Below are 18,215 nucleotides of genomic sequence, written 5' to 3' on the forward strand. Positions count from 1 at the left end.
ATAGTGGTTGGTTAGAAATTCACACGTAAATCAGTGCTTAAGTTCTGTGTTTAGGGCAAGCCTGTTATTCTTAATAAGTCGTTTGGATTAGGGCAGATAGCCAGAAACTTAGCCCGGTCGGCGAGGGAGCAGACGCCGGGAAAATCGCCTTTTAGGCCAAGCATGTCTGTCATAAGCTGAAAGTGCAGGTGTGGAGGCCAATCGCCGTTTTCAGGATAGGGACCAATCTCGGCAATCTTCTGACCTGCTTTGAATTCTTTGCCTTCATACAACCCGTTTAATGATTCGCGAGTCAGGTGTCCGTAGAGTGAGTAAAGTGGGTGGAAAGCCGCCAACCCAGGTCGCGGCTTTCCAGCCGCGCTACTTTCCACATAATGTTCCAGAATGATTGTCGGGCCGTAATCTCCGAAGTTGGCATTGTCCTGAAAGCTATGCACTACGCCGTCTAACGGCGCAAAGACGGGTGTTCCAGCGTCAGCCCAAAGGTCAATGCCGAGGTGAATTTCTCGTGGTTCCGTCATTTGCTGAAAGTGCTCACTCCGACGGTAGATGACCCGGTGCTCGTTGTAACCGCCTACGCCTACTCTGGCACCACTCAACTTTAGCTGGTTGACTACGTAGTCGGCGAATGTGGCTGTATTGGTTAAATCAAGCGTAGCCAGGTCTGGGTTACTGGACGAAAAATCAAGAATAAGATAGGGTTCTTTCCGAAAGTCGAAGGGGACAAGCATTCTTAATGAGGATTGAGCCCGCAATTTAATGACCAAATGAGTCCTAGGTATCAGTTGACCAGATTTCGGTTGTTATGGGTATCTTTACGACTATTTTCTTCGTTAACTAAGCTATATTCTTTGGTCAACAGACCAATTAACCTAACTACATGGAAGCGACCATCAACAAACCCGCTCGTCAGGCTACAATGCTTGGCCACCCGGTAGGTCTTTTTGTCTTATTTTTTACCGAGATGTGGGAGCGGTTCAGCTACTACGGCATGCGGGCCATTCTGTTGCTATTCCTCATCGACAACGTTCGGGGAGGGATGGGGCTGACGGAGGCAGAAGGAGCCGCCATCTACGGTATTTATACGGCTTCCGTTTATCTGCTTTCTGTACCCGGCGGCTGGATTGCCGACAACATACTTGGTCAGCGTAAATCGATATGGTATGGAGGTTTAGTTATCATGCTCGGTCATATCATCTTAGCTATTCCGTCTGGGCCCGGGCTTTTCTATTCGGGCTTGTGCGTAGTAGCGCTTGGCACAGGACTATTGAAGCCTAACATCAGCAGTATTGTCGGTGAACTGTACCCAGAAGGGGGGGCCAGAAAAGACGCAGCCTTCTCGATATTCTACATGGGTATCAACACTGGTTCACTGCTCGGTATCTCCATTGTTGGTTACCTGGGGCAGAAAGTCGGTTGGCATTATGGTTTTGGCGCAGCTGCGGTTGCGATGGCGTTAGGGATGATCACGTTCCGGACACTTGGGCAACGCTACCTCGGCGATTATGGTAACTACGTGGCACAGGAATCAGAAACTCCCGAAAAGGCATCGGGTGGTAAGCGCTCGTTGCTGGTTTTTCTGGCTGTGATGGTAGTTATATTAGCAGGCTTACAGCTAACGGGCGTGCTGGATCTGACTACCGCGCAGGGATTAGCTCAAGCAATGGGTACTATCATTTCACTCGTCGCTTTGGGGGGCTTTGCTTATATACTTCTGGCGGGGGGACTGGATGCCGTTGAAAAGAAACGAGTAATAGTGTTATTCGTTTTTTTCCTCGCATCCGCTGTTTACTGGGCTGGTAACGAGCAGCAAGGATCATCGCTACAAATCTTTGCTGATCGCTATACTGATCTCAATCTGTTTGGCTGGCAAATGCCCTCGAGCTGGTTCCAAAATCTGAATCCTGCCTTTATTCTTATTTTTTCGCCTGTTTTGGCTGCACTGTGGGTATTTCTGGCAAACCGAAAAATTAACTATTCAGTACCTGCTAAGTTCGCTACAAGTCTGGTTTTACTTGGGCTGGCATACGTTGTCATGATTATTGCCTCAAAACTGGCCTTGACAGGTACGCGTACCTCGCCCTTGTACTTAACCATGACGTACCTGTTCTTTACGTTAGGGGAGTTGTTTTTGAGTCCGGTAGGCCTGAGCGCGTTTTCTAAACTGTCGCCTAAACGGTATACCAGCCAGCTCATGGGCCTGTGGTTCGTTGGTTCGTCGTTGGGCAACCTGATTGCGGGTCTGTTTGCGGGTGGTTTCGATGAAGAGAACGTTCAGCAGATGCCCACTATGTTTCAGAGCGTCGCCTTCTTTAGTCTTGGGGCAGGTATACTGATGCTACTTTTCGTGAAGCCGCTTAAGAAGTGGATGGGGGGAATTGATTAATCCATGAATCACATCCACGACCGGTTCTTCAAATCCGTTTTCTCGCAGTCCGGGGTGGTAGCGTCACTGATTGCAGACCTGTTTCCGCCAGACCTCGCTTCGGCGATCGCTATTGATTCCCTTCGTCTGACTAACGATTCGTACATTGATGATGCGCTGAACGAGCACCTGGCTGACTTGGTTTATGAATGCCACTTCAACGATGGTCTCCCGTTTGTGGTAGCTCTGCTGCTTGAACACAAGAGCTACGTAGAGCTGCACCCGCATTTGCAACTGCTGAGGTACATGTTAAACCGATGGCAGGAGGACTTGCAACATAAGCGTAAACTGACCCCATTGTTCCGGTAATAATCTACCATGGAGCTACAAGTCGCTCGAACAAAGCTTGATGGGGATGAATGATGCCCTGCGTCGGTACGTGCCCGACTTCGATTATGTATTGATTGATTTGTCAGTGTTGCCAGATGAACAGATTCAGACTTTCCGGAGTCGCTTCTTGCAGATTTCTGCTACATTGATGAAGTACCAGCATCGTACCAAACTGTTTAAGCGGATCGTTGCTGAAGTCGTTGCTCACCAATTTAACAGCCTGTCTGAAGATGAACAACGGCAAACAGTTGAAGCAATTCTTGTGTATATTCTGGAATACACGAATTATACAAAACAGGACATAATTTCTATATTTACAGAAGCAACTCAAAACCCTGTGGTCATGAGTGGATTAGAAAAATTGAAGCAGGAAGGCCGTCAGGAAGGCCGAAGAGAAGCCACTTTTAAATTAGTAAAAGGTGCGCTAAAACTGGGTATGGACGCGAAGACCATCGCCGACACGTTCGAGATGGATATTGATGAAGTAAGTAGCATTATTGCTGCCATACCTCAAGAAAAAGCACAATAATACCACTCAGGTGGAATAACTTAGCCGCCTGCTTTTTTCGCTTTGTAGCCTTTGCCTACGAGCCACGTGAGTACTTTGTCGCGGTGGTCGCCCTGAATCAGAATTTCATCGTCTTTAGTAGAGCCGCCTGCCCCACAGGCGGCTTTTAGTTGTTTACCCAACTCGCTCAGATCAGCTTCGGTACCGATAAATCCTCGAACGGCTGTGACAACTTTGTTTCCGCCTAGCTTAACGAGCCAGATCTTGAAGTTCTGTTGCGCTGGTGGTAACGTTTCCGCTGCAGACTGACCATCAGATTGATACTCAAAGTCAGGGTTGGTGGAATACACAATTCCGTTGCGGTTCTTCTTGCTCATAAATCCTTCTGTTTACCGGCAAAAATAGCGTCTTTCACTCGTTCACCGAAGGCGAAGGTTAACTGTACGCCACCATTTTCGGACATAATGGCCAAGCCATAACCAGAACCCTGATAAAATTACAGCGGGCAGAATAACAAACTTAACCGCAAAGGCAGGTTCAGCTAAGGTCGCAACTGGCCCATAAATGTAGCCCAAAATAGGGATGCTGGCCAGGATGTGAAACCAGCGGATGATTTTACGTTCAGTAGCTGCTTTCATACCGTTGTTTTTATAATTCCAACAGCTGCCGCACTGTTTCGCCGTAGGTACTGCCGGTAGTAAGTTTGGTTGCTTTTTTATCGGTTAGCGCCAGTAGAAACTTGCCGTCGAAGTGCCGATGAATCTCTGAGATCTTATGACGATTCACGATAACTGATCGGCTGACGCGCACAAACGTTTCGGGAAGTTTTTCGTCAAGTGTCGTCAGGGTGTAGGTTGTCAGAAACTTCTGCCCATCCATTGTTGCCAGAAAGACATACTTATCTTCTGCTTCAAAATAGGCAATGTCAGAAAGCGGTATCAACCGAATTTTTTCACCCGTTTTCACCGAGATCGAATAAATTTCTTTCTTGGGTTGCATCTGAGCCAGCAAGCGCATGACATTGTCCGTCATGGGATTATTAAGTGGCTGACCAGTATCGCTACGTTCAACGAGTGAACGAATTTTCTGAGCTGTGCGGGCTAGTCTATCCGCTTCTATAGGCTTGAGAAGGTAGTCCACCGAGTTTTCTTCAAAAGCCCGGATCGCATACTGATCGAAGGCCGTAGCAAAAACAACCATTGGCATGGCCGTTAGGCGTGATAACATGTCGAAACCATTGAGCAAGGGCATTTCGATGTCTAAAAAGATAACATCAGGCTGTTTGGCTTCTATGAGTGTCAAGCCTTCGGCTCCGTTAGGGGCGTCGCCGATGACTTCAAACGTATCGCGGTGCTTTTCTAACAAACGACGCAGACGGCTAATGGCCAATGACTCGTCGTCAATGAGTAACGTTTTTAAAGGAAGGGTCATACCTTTTCGGTGTTTGACGTTATCACAGGGTGAGTGCCGCGTATTTTATCCATACCGATGGACAATAGAACTTGCTTAAGTGGCCAGTTTTGTAGTTCAATACCTGCATCGTCGCCGTAGAGTAACCGGAGTTTGTCCTGAATACTACGCAGACCATAACCACCATTCATGTCATCCGGAAAAGCCGGACCATTGTCGTGCACACATAAGTGCAATTCGTTTGATCCGGTGTCCCGTTTTTTCTCGTAAATACGAACGTCGATCCGGCCCATATCTGCCCGTTTGGCAATACCGTGTTTAATGGCGTTTTCTACAATAGGTTGGAGCAGAAACTGCGGCAATTTAAGGTCATTCAAGGCAGGGTCTGATACGTCGACATTAAACGTGAGCCGGTTGCCAAAACGAACCTGCTCAACTTGCAGGTATGTTCGGACCATCTCTAACTCGTCGGCCAGGGTCGCAAACAACTCGCCGTCGCGGCCGGTCGAATAGCGAAATAGCTTAGATAACAGCAACGTCATTTCTTCTGCTTTGTCAGGGTCGTCATGAACCAGGCTGGCAATGCTGTTGAGCGCATTGTAGAGGAAATGCGGGTTGATTTTGGCTTGCAAGGCATCTAGCTCCGCGCGGGTTTTGAGCTTTTCCAGGTTAAGCAGTTGATATTCCTGCTCGGAGAGTTTACGGGTTAACTGACGACCTTGCTGAAGAACATACAAAAAGAAGTTAGCAATGATAAGGTCACCCACCACATAAACGTACCAGGGAGCCGATCCTTCAATGCCTTCGGGCCGCTTTTGTAACTGATCCGCGTATGTCTTTCCCAACAGGTAATAAATGCCGGTGTTGACCACAACAAAGCTTATCATCACGGCTAAAGTGATTATGACGTGCCGCTTCCATATAACTTTAAACTGGTGGCTAAGCCAGCCTGATAACGCCCACGTTAACAAGAACACAATGGCGCCATCGGTGATGTTCTGGACAATCAGGAACCGATAAAAACCCGCTATAATGGGGTCTTTGGCGTTCGAAATCAGGTGAGTAAAATAAATGATAGCGTTACTGCCATAAATCAGAAGGGCTCCCAAAACTGAGCCGATGAGCGTTCCCCAGCCGGGTTTCTGAAGAATCGTTGTTAACGTAATGGATTCTGCCTGGCTGAGCTCGGGGCGATAAGTGCTTCGTCCCGAAAAATTAAACTTGGCTCCTTCTACGTTAGCTCCTGTCAAGTTTGTGCCTTCCAAGCCACTAAAGCTTAGGTTGGCTTCAAATAGGTCGGCGTCGGTGAAATCGGCTCCGTTTAAATCCGAGAAGCTCAGGTCGGCTTGGCGCAGTATTGCTCCGCGGAAGTTAGCCCGCGCCAGATTCGAGAAACGAAGGTCGGCCTGGGTCAAATCCAGACCACTGAAGTCAAAGTCAACCATGTCCGACGCCCTCATTTTAAGACGGCGGCCGTTTTTCCCGATGGTGCCAATCAGTTGTTCACGCGTCATGTGTTTGCGGTTTTCGGTTCATAGTTTTCAGTCTACAGTTGGGATGCTAGTTCATAGCTGAAAACTGTAAATCGAAAATCTTAACGCTTACTTACACTTGGCCAGTAGGGGTTCAATGTTCTTAAGCCCCCAACCCGGATGCAAATCGCTGGCTGGTTTAAAAGTAGCAAATTTTTCGGCGGCCTGTTTCAGTACGGGACAAGCCGTGCCGGGGCCACCCCCGTATTGATCTGGTGTGTACATCAGGGCTGAACCTTCGAGGGCATATGCACGCGGATTATTTGCATTTAAACTTTTTGCCTTTTCGATACCGGCTTGAAAGAGAGGGCCGTATTGCTGCCAGCGATTCATAGGGTCAACGACCATACGTGCCTGCGCAATGTAAGCCTTCAATACCGCCAGCTCGTCGTTGTCAACCGCCAGTGCCTCGGCGGCTTTCAGATTGGCATCTGCCTGATCGAGATATTTATCTTTTTCGGCTTCTGTCTTTCCCATAAAACCCAAATAGACATAGTTCAAACCAGCATAATAACGAGGAAGCCATTCTTTAGGCTCGGCGCTGGCAATACGTTCAAATTGGTTGGCCGAAGCCAGCATGTCGGCGGGGGGAGATTGCTGGTTGTGCGATTGTATGGTGGCGATGGCCTGGGTCATGGCTTGCTTATACTGGTCTGATTGCGCCCGGGCAGAAGGACTGTTGGCCACCAGGGCCGCAACGATGAACAAGAGGATGGTTTTCATGAGATATGTTGATTTAATTGGTTGTTACAATTCATTGACATTCACTTTAGCCTTCTTCGAGAGCATGATCATGCCCCCCACGAAGAAGCTCCGATACGATTGGGGCCCAACAGCGTATCGGGTCTTTCCATCTGGAGTATAGCGATACGTAAAGACATTGCGGGTGTCGAGGATATTGTCTACAGCCGCGTAAATGACGACCAGATTGCGCTTGATTTTGGTGACATGACTGGCACTGAAGCTCAGGTTATTAACAAAAGGCGTTCGGTCGGTGAGAAAGTCAGCATCGCTGCGGTTGGGGTTGTAATAGGGACGTCCGCTGCTGATGGTATAGGTCAGGCCAACACTCGTGCTGATCTTTTCGAAGTACCGCTTGGTGATTAGGCTGATGTTATGGTTCGAGATAAAGGTAGGCGTGGCGGCAACGGTGTACTGCTGAAACAAACGCTTGGTATCTACGTAACTATACGTAATCCAGTAGTCGAGACCTTTCACGGTTTTCTGATCGCGCCAGAAAACGTCAAAACCCTGTGCATACCCATTTCCCGAGTTGTCTGTGCGCCCCCACGGAAACCGATACGGGTTTGCGTCGTATCGGGACGCCGAACCGGCCTGGCCTGTAAACTCCCGTACCAATTGTACGTAGTTTTTATAGAATGTCTCTACCCGGAATGTGCGCTTATTCTTAATAATCTGATAATTCAGGATGAGGTGATCGGCTCGTTCAAAACCGAGTGAGGTGTTCCGATAGAGATACCGATAATCGGGTGTCTGATAAAACTGGCCGTAGGCTAATGATACCTGACTATATAATCCTGTTTTGTAGGCTAGCGACACACGAGGTGCCAGGTTGAATCGACCGATAGCTGACGTATGCTCACCACGTAATCCTACCTGCACCGCCAGACTTCGACCGAGGTACGTTTGTGACTCGACGAACACAGCACTATAGTTGTCATTGAGCGAATAATTGACGTTCTGCACCGCATTAGAGAGGGTAATAGCATGAGCTTCAGCGCCAAACAGTATCGAATTGTTATTGGCCAGAAGTCTTGTTAATACGATACGTCCCTGTAATCGTTGGATCGATCGGCCAAAGTCTTGAGCGTCAAATGTTGTCGCGTCGGTGTCATAGCTGTACGATAAGCCGGAGTTGAGTAACCATCTACCATTGGCCCAGCTATCTGTGTAGGTGCTGGTTGTGAAGAAATTCCGGTTGCGCTGTTTTAAAGCGGTAAAGTTATTTTCCGACGACGGGTCCCGGAAGTTCATGCCCAATCGGCTATCCGAGTACATACCGTAGAACTTAAGCATTCCTGTTTTGCTCGCTTTCAGTCGATACGTTAGTGACGAACCTGCAAACTCAGGAACAGACGTCCAGTCAATAGTCTGGGGAACAAGGGCGAACAAGGGTTTTAGATTGCCATAGTAGCCTGTCGCCGAGACCGATGACTTGTCGGTTGCATGGTCATAGCTGACGGCTGCGCTGGCCATGTTTAAACTCAGGCTAAGGCCGTTGTTTTGGCTCTGATCGGCGGTATTTAACAACAAGACCGACGACAGCGCTTGTCCGTACTGCGCCGAATAGCCACCTGTGCTGAAGGACGTACCTTTAAACATAAACGGTTGAAAACGTCCCCTTGACTGCACGTCGGGCAGCGAGCTGAAGTACGGGTTCTGCACGATCATTCCGTCGATGACTACCTTAGCTTCGGCGTTGGAGCCGCCCCGCACGAACAAACCTTCCTGCTCACCCACCCGTTGTGTGCCGGGGAGCAAATTCATGACGGCAGTAATATCAGCACCTGCGCCAGCGGTCGTGACAATGTCCATAGGTTTCAGCATCGTCATCCGTTTTTCGTCAGAGGCTTCAAACGAACCGGCAGTAATAACAACTGTATTCAGCTCATTAGCCATTTCCGTCAGTCGGATCGTGAGCGGGGCTGTTTGACCAGCCGTAATCTTCTGCACGAAAGGTTCGTACCCAATGTATGATACCTGGAGGGTAGTTGTGTCTTTTCGCGACGTTGTAAACCGGAAAGCTCCACTGCTGTCCGTGTTGGCGCCGTCGTAGGTGCCGCGTAAAAATACGTTGGCCCCTGGTAGAGCATGGCCTTTCTGGTCTATGACACGACCAGTGAGTACTGTCTGCGCCGACGCTTGACCAATATAGATCATCAGAAGCAGGCTGTTAAAAAAGAGGTATAGTGTTTTCATCAGAATTGGCGTTGTCGAGATGATGAATCAAAACTAGGGCGCCAAATCGCTGCCTACCTGGCTTTTCCGACGAATACCGAAAAGCAGGGAGTGAACCACAAAAGGAAAAGGATGAAGTTGATTTGTTTTGCAAGTATTAAATTGACGATTTACCCTTTATACTGTAATCACTTACCTGCACAATAACAGTCAATACCAGTAGTTTACTGGGCATTGTTATTCCAACAAAATAGGGAATATGGAGCTGAACCGGGTAAGGTTTTATGCTACGTTTGTCGAGGACCAGTAAGAGTGACTAGTTGGTAGTGATCAGAGTGCAGAGTAGAATATTGTTGATTTAACGGTATATTACTTGCCAAATCTTTGGGTTAACATTTAGGTTTATACGTTGTTACTGACGTAGTAAATACTGCGCTCCCTTGACTACTACGTTGATTACCTTCCAGCTTTCTGTCGGCCGCCTTCGCCCCTGGCGTGAGGGCGATGAGGAGTCGTTGTCCCATCACGCCAGCAACCGGCGCATTTGGAATAACGTTAGAGACTTCTTTCCGTATCCCTACACACCCCGTGACGCTCATTCGTGGGTACGTTCAAATAAGTCGTATCAGCAGCCCAACAATTTTGCCATTGAGGTAGATGGGCAAGCGGTGGGCAATGTTGGGTTTACCGTTAAAGACGATATTTATCGGTATAACGCCGAAATTGGTTACTGGCTCAGCGAAGATTATTGGGGACGGGGCATCATGAGCGAAGCCGTGCCAATTGTAACAAACTACATTTTTCAGAATTTTCAGGTCAACCGGCTCTTTGCCTGTGTATTAGAAGGTAATGTTGGATCAATGCGTGTCCTCGAATCGGCTGGATATCGGCACGAAGCTGTCCACCGAAAGGCCGCTGTCAAGAACAACCAATACCTGGACGAGCACATATTCGCGATGCTTCGGGCCGAGTACCTGGAAAGGTAGGCCGCCTGTCGGGTTGATTATCCTCCTATTTTGTGGTTATTTTGCCGAAATGTTACCGCTTCGGCGGACCAAGCTTTCATGCCGAAGATAGTAATTGCAATTGACGGATATTCCAGTTGCGGAAAGAGTACAACCGCTAAGGCAGTAGCCGCCCGAATGGGGTATGGCTACATTGACACGGGGGCCATGTACCGCGCTGTGAGTCTCTTTTTTACTCAGGAACGCGTTGCTCTTTCTAATCACCGGGAAGTAACTGCTGCGCTCGATAAGATTCATATCACCTTCAACCATAACGCCCGCACCGGTAAAAACGAGACCTGTTTAAACGGCCTGAACGTGGAAGAGGAAATTCGTAAGATGTACATCTCAAACATCGTCAGCGAAGTGAGCGCAATTCCGGAGGTACGGTGGGCCATGGTGGCTCAGCAGCAGAAAATGGGTCGCAAACGGGGCGTAGTCATGGATGGTCGGGACATAGGCACCAAGGTTTTTCCTGATGCTGAAGTAAAGGTGTTTATGACCGCCGAAACTTACATACGAGCTAAGCGCCGACAACAGGAGCTTCTCGAAAAAGGGGAGTTGGTAAACCTGGAAGACATCATCCATAATCTTGAGAAGCGCGACAAAATTGACACCACCCGCGCTGAGAGCCCTCTTGTGCAAGCGCCCGACGCTACGTTACTCGATACGTCCCATATGACGATTGAAGAGCAGGTAGACTGGGTCATTGAACAAGCTGACCGGCGTCTGGCCGAGTTGCTTCGCTCGCGTCGTAAATAGTTAACAAGTGTAATTGCTGAGGTGAGGAAATGAGTGGAATAGGTGAGGTATGGCTAAACTCATTCCAGCATTTCACTACTCCCCTCATTTCATCCATTCCACTTTCATGAAGATTGATTTTCTGATAGTAGGGCAGGGGGTAGCCGGCTCTGTGCTGGCCTGGACACTCGACCAACGAGGCTGTTCGGTGCTCCTGGCCGATGACCCTGCCTTGCCATCGGCGTCATCGGTGGCGGCAGGTATCGTTAATCCGTTAACCGGGCGTAAACTCGTGCGCACCTGGAAGGCGGGTGACCTGTTTCCTTTTTTGCATCAGTTCTACAGCGGCATTGAGCAGGCACTCGGTGTCAGATTCTATCATCCACTTCCAATCTATCGTCCATTCCGGTCCGAAACCGAAAAAAACGATTATCTAAAGCTTACAGCTGACCCTGATATACAACCCTATGTTAACCAAAACGCTGACAATGAGCAGTATAATAAGTATATAAATAATTCTTTTGGGGGCATAGAAGTAAAGCAGTCCGGGTGGATCGATTTAACTGAGTTTGTCAGAATTATCAAGGGATATTTTGTTAGAAAAAATCAATATTATGAAGGGAGCGTCAGTGTAAATGATTTGATAATCAACGATGACGTTGTGAAGTGGAAAGATATTGAAATTAGTAAAGTTATATTCTGCGACGGGTCTCAAGGCCGCGAGAATTCGTTATTTGACTGGCTTCCGTACAATCCTGTCAAAGGACAGATTCTGACGGCGGTTGCTGAAGGGTACTCTATTAAGAACATAGTCAATCAGGGCGTGTTTATTTTGCCGCTACGGACCGGTTTAATAAGAATTGGCGCCACTTACAGTTGGCATGACTTAGATTGGCAAACAACCGATGACGGCCGAGCGTTTCTAGAGTCGAAAGTACGTGATATTCTGAAAGTACCGTTTCAGATTGTAGCGCAACAAGCCGGTATTCGTCCGTCTACTAAAGATCGCCGACCATTCGTAGGGTTGCATCCCTCACACCCTGCAATTGGTATTTTTGGGGGAATGGGTACCAAGGGCGTATCGCTATCCCCGTTTCTGGCAGAGCAATTTTCTCGGCATCTGCTCGATGGCGAAGATTTAGATCCAGAAGCGAATATTAGTCGGTATGTTTCGTTATAGTAACACAAATTAATTCATTGAATTTAGAGCCTTAAGTTTCTGATTTAATTAGTCGTTAAAGGTCAAGGCTGGCTTGCTTTAGTGGAAGGCGGCTTTCTGACCGGACTGGTAACCGTCTTGTTATGCGAAATCAATACATTCTGCTGTTGGGCCTGTGGCTGGGAGGATTGAGCGTGGCCACGGCGCAAAACTATCCTTCGCTTGAGCGGTTCGGAAAAAACCGCATTCAGTACCGTAGTTTCGATTGGAAAATCATTCGGACATCAAACTTTGAGATTTATTATTACCAGGATGGCACCCAGATTGCCAACCTGACGGCTCAATACGCCGAGTCAGAATTTGATCGAATTACGGAGCTATTGGGCTACACGCCTTACAACCGGATCAAAATTTTTCTGTTTAATTCCCCCGAAGAGCTGGCTCAAAGTAACATAGGGCTCAATTCGCAGGGCAGCTTGAGTAGCCAGGAGCAGGATTTATCCAAATCTAGGGTTGAGCTGGCATTCACCGGAGACCAGGTTAGCTTTCGTCGGCAGATCATCCGCGACATTTCCATGTTGTTTGTTTACGACATGCTGTATGGAGGAAGCTTGAAAGATGCCCTCCAAAGCTCGCTTTTGCTCACTTTGCCCGATTGGTTTATGCCGGGTATTGCCGCCTACATTGCTGAGGGTAATAGCCTGGAGTTAGATGATTACATGCGCGATGTCTCGCTGAATCACCCAGTAAAGAAGCCGTCGTTGCTATCGGGCGCTGAGGCTGAGCGCATTGGCCATTCTATATGGAACTACATCGTTCAGAAATACGGCCGGGATAATGTCTCTAACATCCTGAATTTAACCCGTATTATTCGCAATGAGCAGAGCAGCATATCCAGCACGTTAGGTGTACCCTATAACCGGTTTCTGCGCGAATGGCGCGAATATTATGCCGGTATGGCGAATAGCGTATCGCAGTCGTATCGCAGCACGGCCGACGATTTTCAGATCAAAGTTGGGTCGGCGGACGAGAAAACATCATTGGTTAGCTTAAAATTAAGTCCTGATAAACAGTTTATAGCTTACACGGTGCTACGCGATGGCAAGTTCAACGTCGAGGTGGTTAATACCACAAATCGAAAAAAGCTATCTGTTCTCTCCGGTGGGTATCGGCTCGACGGGCAATCGTCCAAGACAAGTACTCCGTTAGTGGCCTGGCAACGGGATAATAACCTGCTAGTTATTACCGATGAGCTGGGGCGAACAAATTTGTATCAGTTCAGCGATTTCGAAAAACGTCCCAAGCAGCAGTTTAAACGGCAGGTTAATGGTTTGTCGCAGGTCGTTTGGATGGACGCTTCGGAAGATGGAGCAAGCCTGGTCTTAAGCGCTGAACGTAAAGGCCAAAATGACCTGTTCTTATACAGTATAAATCGAGGGTCGTATCAACAGATTACGAACGACTTATATGACGACCTTTATCCGTCGTTTGTGGGCCGTACCGCGCGCCAGGTAGTTTTCAGCTCAAACCGGAAACAAGATACACTTGGCGTTGACAAAGGATCGTATAAGACATTCCGTGAGCAACTGAGCCTGTTCTCGCACGAGGGTGGTGCGCGCGACTTGTCGTTGACCCGGCTGACCGATTCGCTTTCTCAGGCAGTTCAGCCTATCCCGGCCGATGAATCGACGATTTACTTCCTGAGTGATGATAAAGGGATTCGTAATCTGTACCGGCTTAGCACAGAAAATAAAGCAATCAGCCAGTTAACGGCTTTCCCGCAGAGTATTCGTTTGTACGATCTCAATCCAGCTAACGGCGGATTTGTTTATAGTAGTTTGAAGAACGGAGACGAATACGTTGGGTTTCGCTCACAACTGAATCTGACGCAGGCCGTTCAGGCCCCCCCAACGCAGCGGGCAAGTAGCCAGGCTCGGGTGACTACTACTAACCGGCCTAATCCGGCAAAAGCGGATACGGCGCGGGCGGCTCAAACAAATCGTACTGCTACAGACTCAAGTGCCGCGGGCCGTAATGCATCCGGCGGGTTGCAACCTGATCCAGAAAAGAGACTGGCTTTAGAACCAGGTGAAGTCGATACCGATAATTATCAGTTCGATCCAGAGGTTTTGAAAGCGGCTGAATACCGGCAACGCCGTTCTAATACGGGTGTTTCACCGACAATCACAACGGCGCCCCCCCGCAATCGTCGTCGGGAGAACATCACCATCCGTGGACCGTTTGAGTACAAGGGCATGTTTCATATTAATGATGCTACCTCAAACTGGCGAATTGATCCCATTCGGGGATTTGGTTATTCTCAGGACGTAACATTGACCGACCAGCTCGAGAATCATGTTCTTCGGGCGGGTGGGTTCATTACGACTACGCTTCGTAACAGTGACTTGTTTGCAGAGTATAGCAATCTGACACACCGTATTGATTTTGGGGCTCGTGCCGACCGGCAGACTTTATATGTACCACCGGAGGTAGGATTGTTGCAGAAGTACCGCTACAACCGGTTCTCGGTCTCTGCTTCTTATCCGATTTCCGTCAACAGTCGCTTCACGGTAGCTCCTTTCTATGCCATTACCCGCCTGATTGACCTGTCATCTTTCGCTGAGCCAGATCGGGTATCTGATTACGCAGGTCTGCGAGGAGAGTTTGTGTTTGATAACACCAATAAGAATGGAATGAACATGATCGTAGGCACTCGGCTAAAGCTGCGCTTCGAGGAGTATGCCGGCTTACGGTCTGCATCGGAAGGCTTCCGCCGGTTATCGCTCGATCTACGTCACTATCAGAAGATTCATCGCGATCTGATACTAGCGACTCGTTTTGCTTTTAGCCAGTCGGGCGGCCCCTCGCCTAAGCAAAGCACGTTGGGTGGTATGGAAAACTGGATCGGCGCCAATCAGAAGGAGCCTGTAGGTTCCAACCCGTTGCTTGTGCCCAATACAATTTTGAACGAACCTCCACGCGACTACCGTAACGTCTTTTTCCTTGATTTTGTAGCTCCATTGCGGGGTTTCCGTCAGGGTAAATTGACAGGTAATAGTTATATGTTGTTTAATGCTGAACTACGCCTGCCTCTGATACGGTATCTATACAGAGGGAACATTACGTCAAACTTCTTAAGAAACTTACAGTTAGTTGCGTTTACCGACATCGGTACTGCCTGGGCGGGAACTGGCCCATTTAGTCAGCAGAATACGTTGAACACCGAAATCATTGGCGGTGGAAGCATTCCATTCCGGGCTATAGTGACCAACTTTAAAAACCCCTTCCTGATCGGCTATGGCGCGGGCGTCAGGACAATGCTTTTTGGCTACTTTGTCAAGTTTGACTATGCCTGGGGTCTTGAGGACCGCACCGTTGGCAAGCCAATAGCCTACCTAACCTTGGGGTACGATTTTTAATCAAGATTGGCTAAAACCAAAAAAGCCACCTCTTTTGAGGTGGCTTTTTTGGTTTTAGCCGACGCTGAACATTAGCTACTACTGGTGTATCTACTTAAGCGTACTTAAAGTAATATTGTTACCTAATATTATTAAAAATAAATATTAGCGAAATTAATGTTTGTAAACTTTTTAGCCTTTTTTCATTTATACATAATTGGTTATTCGACTTTTCTAATAGAAATGGACGGATAAGCCTTAAAAAGGCTGTTTATTCGATTAATAAATTTACGAAGAGCGGTTACAATAGACTTGGCATAGTTTTCGCTAACCCCTCCTCACTATAGTTCCTGCTTAAGAGGTAGCCGTGAGGTGCCGGTAAAAGGCGGTTGTTGATAAGTATAGAGGGAGCTTGCGATAAGTAACTGCTTAAAAAGAAGCTTTTTAATAGCTGTTAACCTAAAGAGATGACTTGTTACTTTGGATTGGCATAGTTTTAGTTAATTTCTACGAAGCAAAAGTCATTATTAGTTTGGAACAGATGTCCCGTGACTTGTCATAGGTTTATCTGTCTGAAGAATCGCATACTGGCGAGGCATTTTGCTTTATAAAGATCGCCCCAAATTAAGTTGCAGATGGAAGTAACTTCTACGCTACGCAAGAAACGTCTTAAGCCCACAGTTGGCCGCTTATCTAAGGACAAGCGTTCTGAGTCTGTAAGGCATTTACACCAACTGACCAGCTTTGTGAGCCGGTTGGCTTATTATGTTGTGCAGCTGGTTTGTGGGCGGCCCCAGTCCCCTCTGCCTGATGAACTAACAGGGGCAGCCAGTTTCCCTTCGTCAATCACGGGAAAGCCAGAAAGTTACGTCTATAAAACCAGCCGCCGATTGATACGGTCTACTGGCGAGCCACCCGACATACCCAAGCCCAGCCTCTCCGGCATTTCACACGAGACGACTCAACAGACATTTACTCTTTTCGTACAATATCTAATGAATGAGCAACTTCTACTAAGCAAATTAACCGGCGCCCCTTCTTCCCGAGCGATACCCGACGGGGATGGAGAGACAACGTTAGGGAAGGAGGCATTCTCCTCGAAGGGCAGCTTAGAGAAGCTGCTATCCTCGTTTGCAGGTTCTGGTTCTCTTATGACAAGGCTTGCCGTAAAAGGAGCCTGTACCGCGTTTATCTTTATGTTACTTGGATTGGTAGCATCTTCGGTACAAGCTCAATCACCGGCATCAATCAACCTAAGCCTCAATAAAACCGTTAATAGCCAGGCGCCAAACATTGGTGATGTTATTACGTATACGCTCGTCGTTACCAATGCACCAGGATCAACAATTGCTACTGGCGTATCAGTTAAGGATCAATTACCTGCGGGTGGCGTTTCCTATGTGCCTTCGTCAGCTAGTGCACTACGTGGTAGCGGTACGTATAATACCGGAACCGGAATCTGGAATATTACCAGCCCTATCGCTCCTAACGATTCTGTTGTTTTGGTGTTGAGCGCGACGGTACTCGAACGTGGCGTTTGGTTTAACACCGCTGAAATATTCTCCGCCGATCAAACAGATTCAAATTCGACACCTAACAATCAGGAGTTACTGGAAGACGACTACGATGCCGTCTGTTTCTCCGTACCCATACTTTGGTACGCGGGAGATGAGTATACCGTTACCGTTCCATCCGGTTACGATCAAATTGTCTGGTACCGAAATGATGTACCGATAAGTACGTCAAGTGTATCAACGAGCTTGGCTGAAGTTAATACTGACCTCTCCCTGACAATCAAAAGTCCGGGAGTATACCGGTTTGTAAGCTACAGAGCAACTTGCCCGGCCACGAACTGTTGTGACATTCAAGTCATCCAGGGACCATTCGGTAGCCTGGGCGATTATGTATTTGTGGACGCCAACCGAAACGGAGCGCAAGATGATGGCGCGACCGGACTGGATGGCGTAACTGTATTCTTATACGATTCAACGGGTACCACAAAATTAGATTCTACGGTTACCGCAAACGGCGGTAAATATCTGTTCGATAGCTTAGCCGATGGAAATTACGTCGTCCGGTTTATTACTCCGGCAGGATACCAATCCTCATCCGCCAATGTAGGTGTAGTAACCGACGATTTGGATAGTGATGCGGGAGCCAATGGCTTCACCGGCGTATATACTATAGACACTAGCCAGCCAGAATCAAGCACAGCACGTAACAACACCTCGGTAGACGCAGGCTTCTTCATTCCAGGGGCCAGCATCGGCGACAAGGTGTTTGTGGATGCCAACAAGGATGGCCAGCAGGCCACTGATGGCAGTGAGCCAGGGCTGGCCGGTGTAGTGGTGACCTTAGTCAGCAATGGTACGGTCGTGACCTCACTGACGACCGATGCCAACGGTCTCTACTCCTTCACGGGCTTAACCGCTGGTGTCCCTTACTCAGTGAGCTTCACCACCCCAGCGGGCTACACGGCCACGCTGGCCAATGTGGGCTCTGACCTGACTGACTCTGACATTGTGGGAGGCATCACCGGCCCCATCACCCTGACGCTGGGTGAGAACAACACCTCAGTAGATGCAGGCTTCTTCATTCCAGGGGCCAGTATTGGCGACAAGGTGTTTGTGGACGCCAACAAGGATGGTCAGCAGGCCACCGATGGCAGTGAGCCAGGGCTGGCCGGTGTAGTGGTGACCTTAGTCAGCAATGGTACGGTCGTGACCTCACTGACGACCGATGCCAACGGTCTCTACTCCTTCACGGGCTTAACCGCTGGTGTCCCTTAC

15 protein-coding genes are annotated in these 18,215 nt (G+C 48.4%); 8 read left to right on the forward strand and 7 right to left on the reverse strand.

Annotated elements, in window-relative coordinates:
• Positions 1-50: 50 nt before the first annotated feature.
• A complete protein-coding gene (locus tag ACFSUS_RS13900; protein WP_381523506.1) occupies positions 51-731 on the reverse strand; it encodes a peptidase M23 in 681 nt (226 codons plus the stop codon).
• 149 nt (positions 732-880) lie between these two features.
• Here ACFSUS_RS13900 and ACFSUS_RS13905 point away from each other — a divergent pair, with 149 nt between their 5' ends.
• From ACFSUS_RS13905 to ACFSUS_RS13915, 3 genes are read left to right on the forward strand one after another with little or no spacing between them, the layout of a single operon-like run.
• A complete protein-coding gene (locus ACFSUS_RS13905) occupies positions 881-2,386 on the forward strand; it encodes a peptide MFS transporter (protein ID WP_381523508.1) in 1,506 nt (501 codons plus the stop codon).
• 3 nt (positions 2,387-2,389) lie between these two features.
• Positions 2,390-2,734 (forward strand): Rpn family recombination-promoting nuclease/putative transposase, encoded by a 345-nt coding sequence (locus tag ACFSUS_RS13910; RefSeq protein WP_381523510.1) that lies wholly within the window; start codon positions 2,390-2,392, stop codon positions 2,732-2,734.
• 40 nt (positions 2,735-2,774) lie between these two features.
• On the forward strand, positions 2,775-3,284 hold the full coding sequence (locus ACFSUS_RS13915) for an RpnC/YadD family protein (protein ID WP_381523607.1): 510 nt from the start codon (positions 2,775-2,777) through the stop codon (positions 3,282-3,284).
• A gap of 20 nt (positions 3,285-3,304) precedes the next feature.
• On the opposite strand, the gene ACFSUS_RS13920 is transcribed toward ACFSUS_RS13915, so the two are convergent.
• The 6 genes from ACFSUS_RS13920 to ACFSUS_RS13945 form a co-directional block, all read right to left on the reverse strand.
• Positions 3,305-3,640, reverse strand: a complete 336-nt coding sequence (locus tag ACFSUS_RS13920) for a translation initiation factor (RefSeq protein WP_381523512.1) — start codon at positions 3,638-3,640, stop codon at positions 3,305-3,307.
• Between the two features lie 42 nt (positions 3,641-3,682).
• Entirely contained in the window at positions 3,683-3,901 is a 219-nt protein-coding gene (locus tag ACFSUS_RS13925) for a hypothetical protein (RefSeq protein ID WP_381523514.1), read from the reverse strand.
• A 10-nt stretch (positions 3,902-3,911) separates the two neighbouring features.
• Complete coding sequence (locus ACFSUS_RS13930; RefSeq protein WP_381523515.1) at positions 3,912-4,694, reverse strand: LytR/AlgR family response regulator transcription factor; 783 nt, start codon at positions 4,692-4,694, stop codon at positions 3,912-3,914.
• On the reverse strand, positions 4,691-6,187 hold the full coding sequence (locus ACFSUS_RS13935) for a histidine kinase (RefSeq protein WP_381523517.1): 1,497 nt from the start codon (positions 6,185-6,187) through the stop codon (positions 4,691-4,693). The genes ACFSUS_RS13930 and ACFSUS_RS13935 overlap by 4 nt, the downstream gene beginning before the upstream one ends.
• Before the next feature lie 87 nt (positions 6,188-6,274).
• A complete protein-coding gene (locus ACFSUS_RS13940; RefSeq protein ID WP_381523519.1) occupies positions 6,275-6,928 on the reverse strand; it encodes a hypothetical protein in 654 nt (217 codons plus the stop codon).
• A 24-nt stretch (positions 6,929-6,952) separates the two neighbouring features.
• Positions 6,953-9,145 carry a TonB-dependent receptor gene (locus tag ACFSUS_RS13945; protein ID WP_381523520.1) on the reverse strand — a complete coding sequence of 731 codons (2,193 nt, stop codon included), beginning with the start codon at positions 9,143-9,145 and terminating at the stop codon, positions 6,953-6,955.
• Between the two features lie 419 nt (positions 9,146-9,564).
• Between ACFSUS_RS13945 and ACFSUS_RS13950 the strand changes: the two genes are divergently transcribed.
• The 5 genes from ACFSUS_RS13950 to ACFSUS_RS13970 form a co-directional block, all read left to right on the forward strand.
• Positions 9,565-10,110, forward strand: coding sequence for a GNAT family N-acetyltransferase (locus ACFSUS_RS13950; RefSeq protein WP_381523523.1), 546 nt, complete (start codon positions 9,565-9,567; stop codon positions 10,108-10,110).
• A 78-nt stretch (positions 10,111-10,188) separates the two neighbouring features.
• On the forward strand, positions 10,189-10,890 hold the full coding sequence (gene cmk, locus ACFSUS_RS13955) for a (d)CMP kinase (protein WP_381523525.1): 702 nt from the start codon (positions 10,189-10,191) through the stop codon (positions 10,888-10,890).
• 106 nt (positions 10,891-10,996) lie between these two features.
• Positions 10,997-12,049, forward strand: a complete 1,053-nt coding sequence (locus ACFSUS_RS13960) for an NAD(P)/FAD-dependent oxidoreductase (RefSeq protein WP_381523527.1) — start codon at positions 10,997-10,999, stop codon at positions 12,047-12,049.
• Between the two features lie 122 nt (positions 12,050-12,171).
• The gene (locus ACFSUS_RS13965; RefSeq protein ID WP_381523529.1) at positions 12,172-15,447 is read left to right on the forward strand and encodes a hypothetical protein; all 3,276 of its coding nucleotides are present in this window, start codon (positions 12,172-12,174) and stop codon (positions 15,445-15,447) included.
• Between the two features lie 974 nt (positions 15,448-16,421).
• The coding region (locus tag ACFSUS_RS13970) for an SdrD B-like domain-containing protein (RefSeq protein ID WP_381523530.1) at positions 16,422-18,215 on the forward strand (1,794 nt) is incomplete at its 3' end.

The organism is Spirosoma soli, from assembly GCF_042684525.1.
Classification (GTDB): Bacteria; Bacteroidota; Bacteroidia; order Cytophagales; family Spirosomataceae; genus Spirosoma; species Spirosoma soli.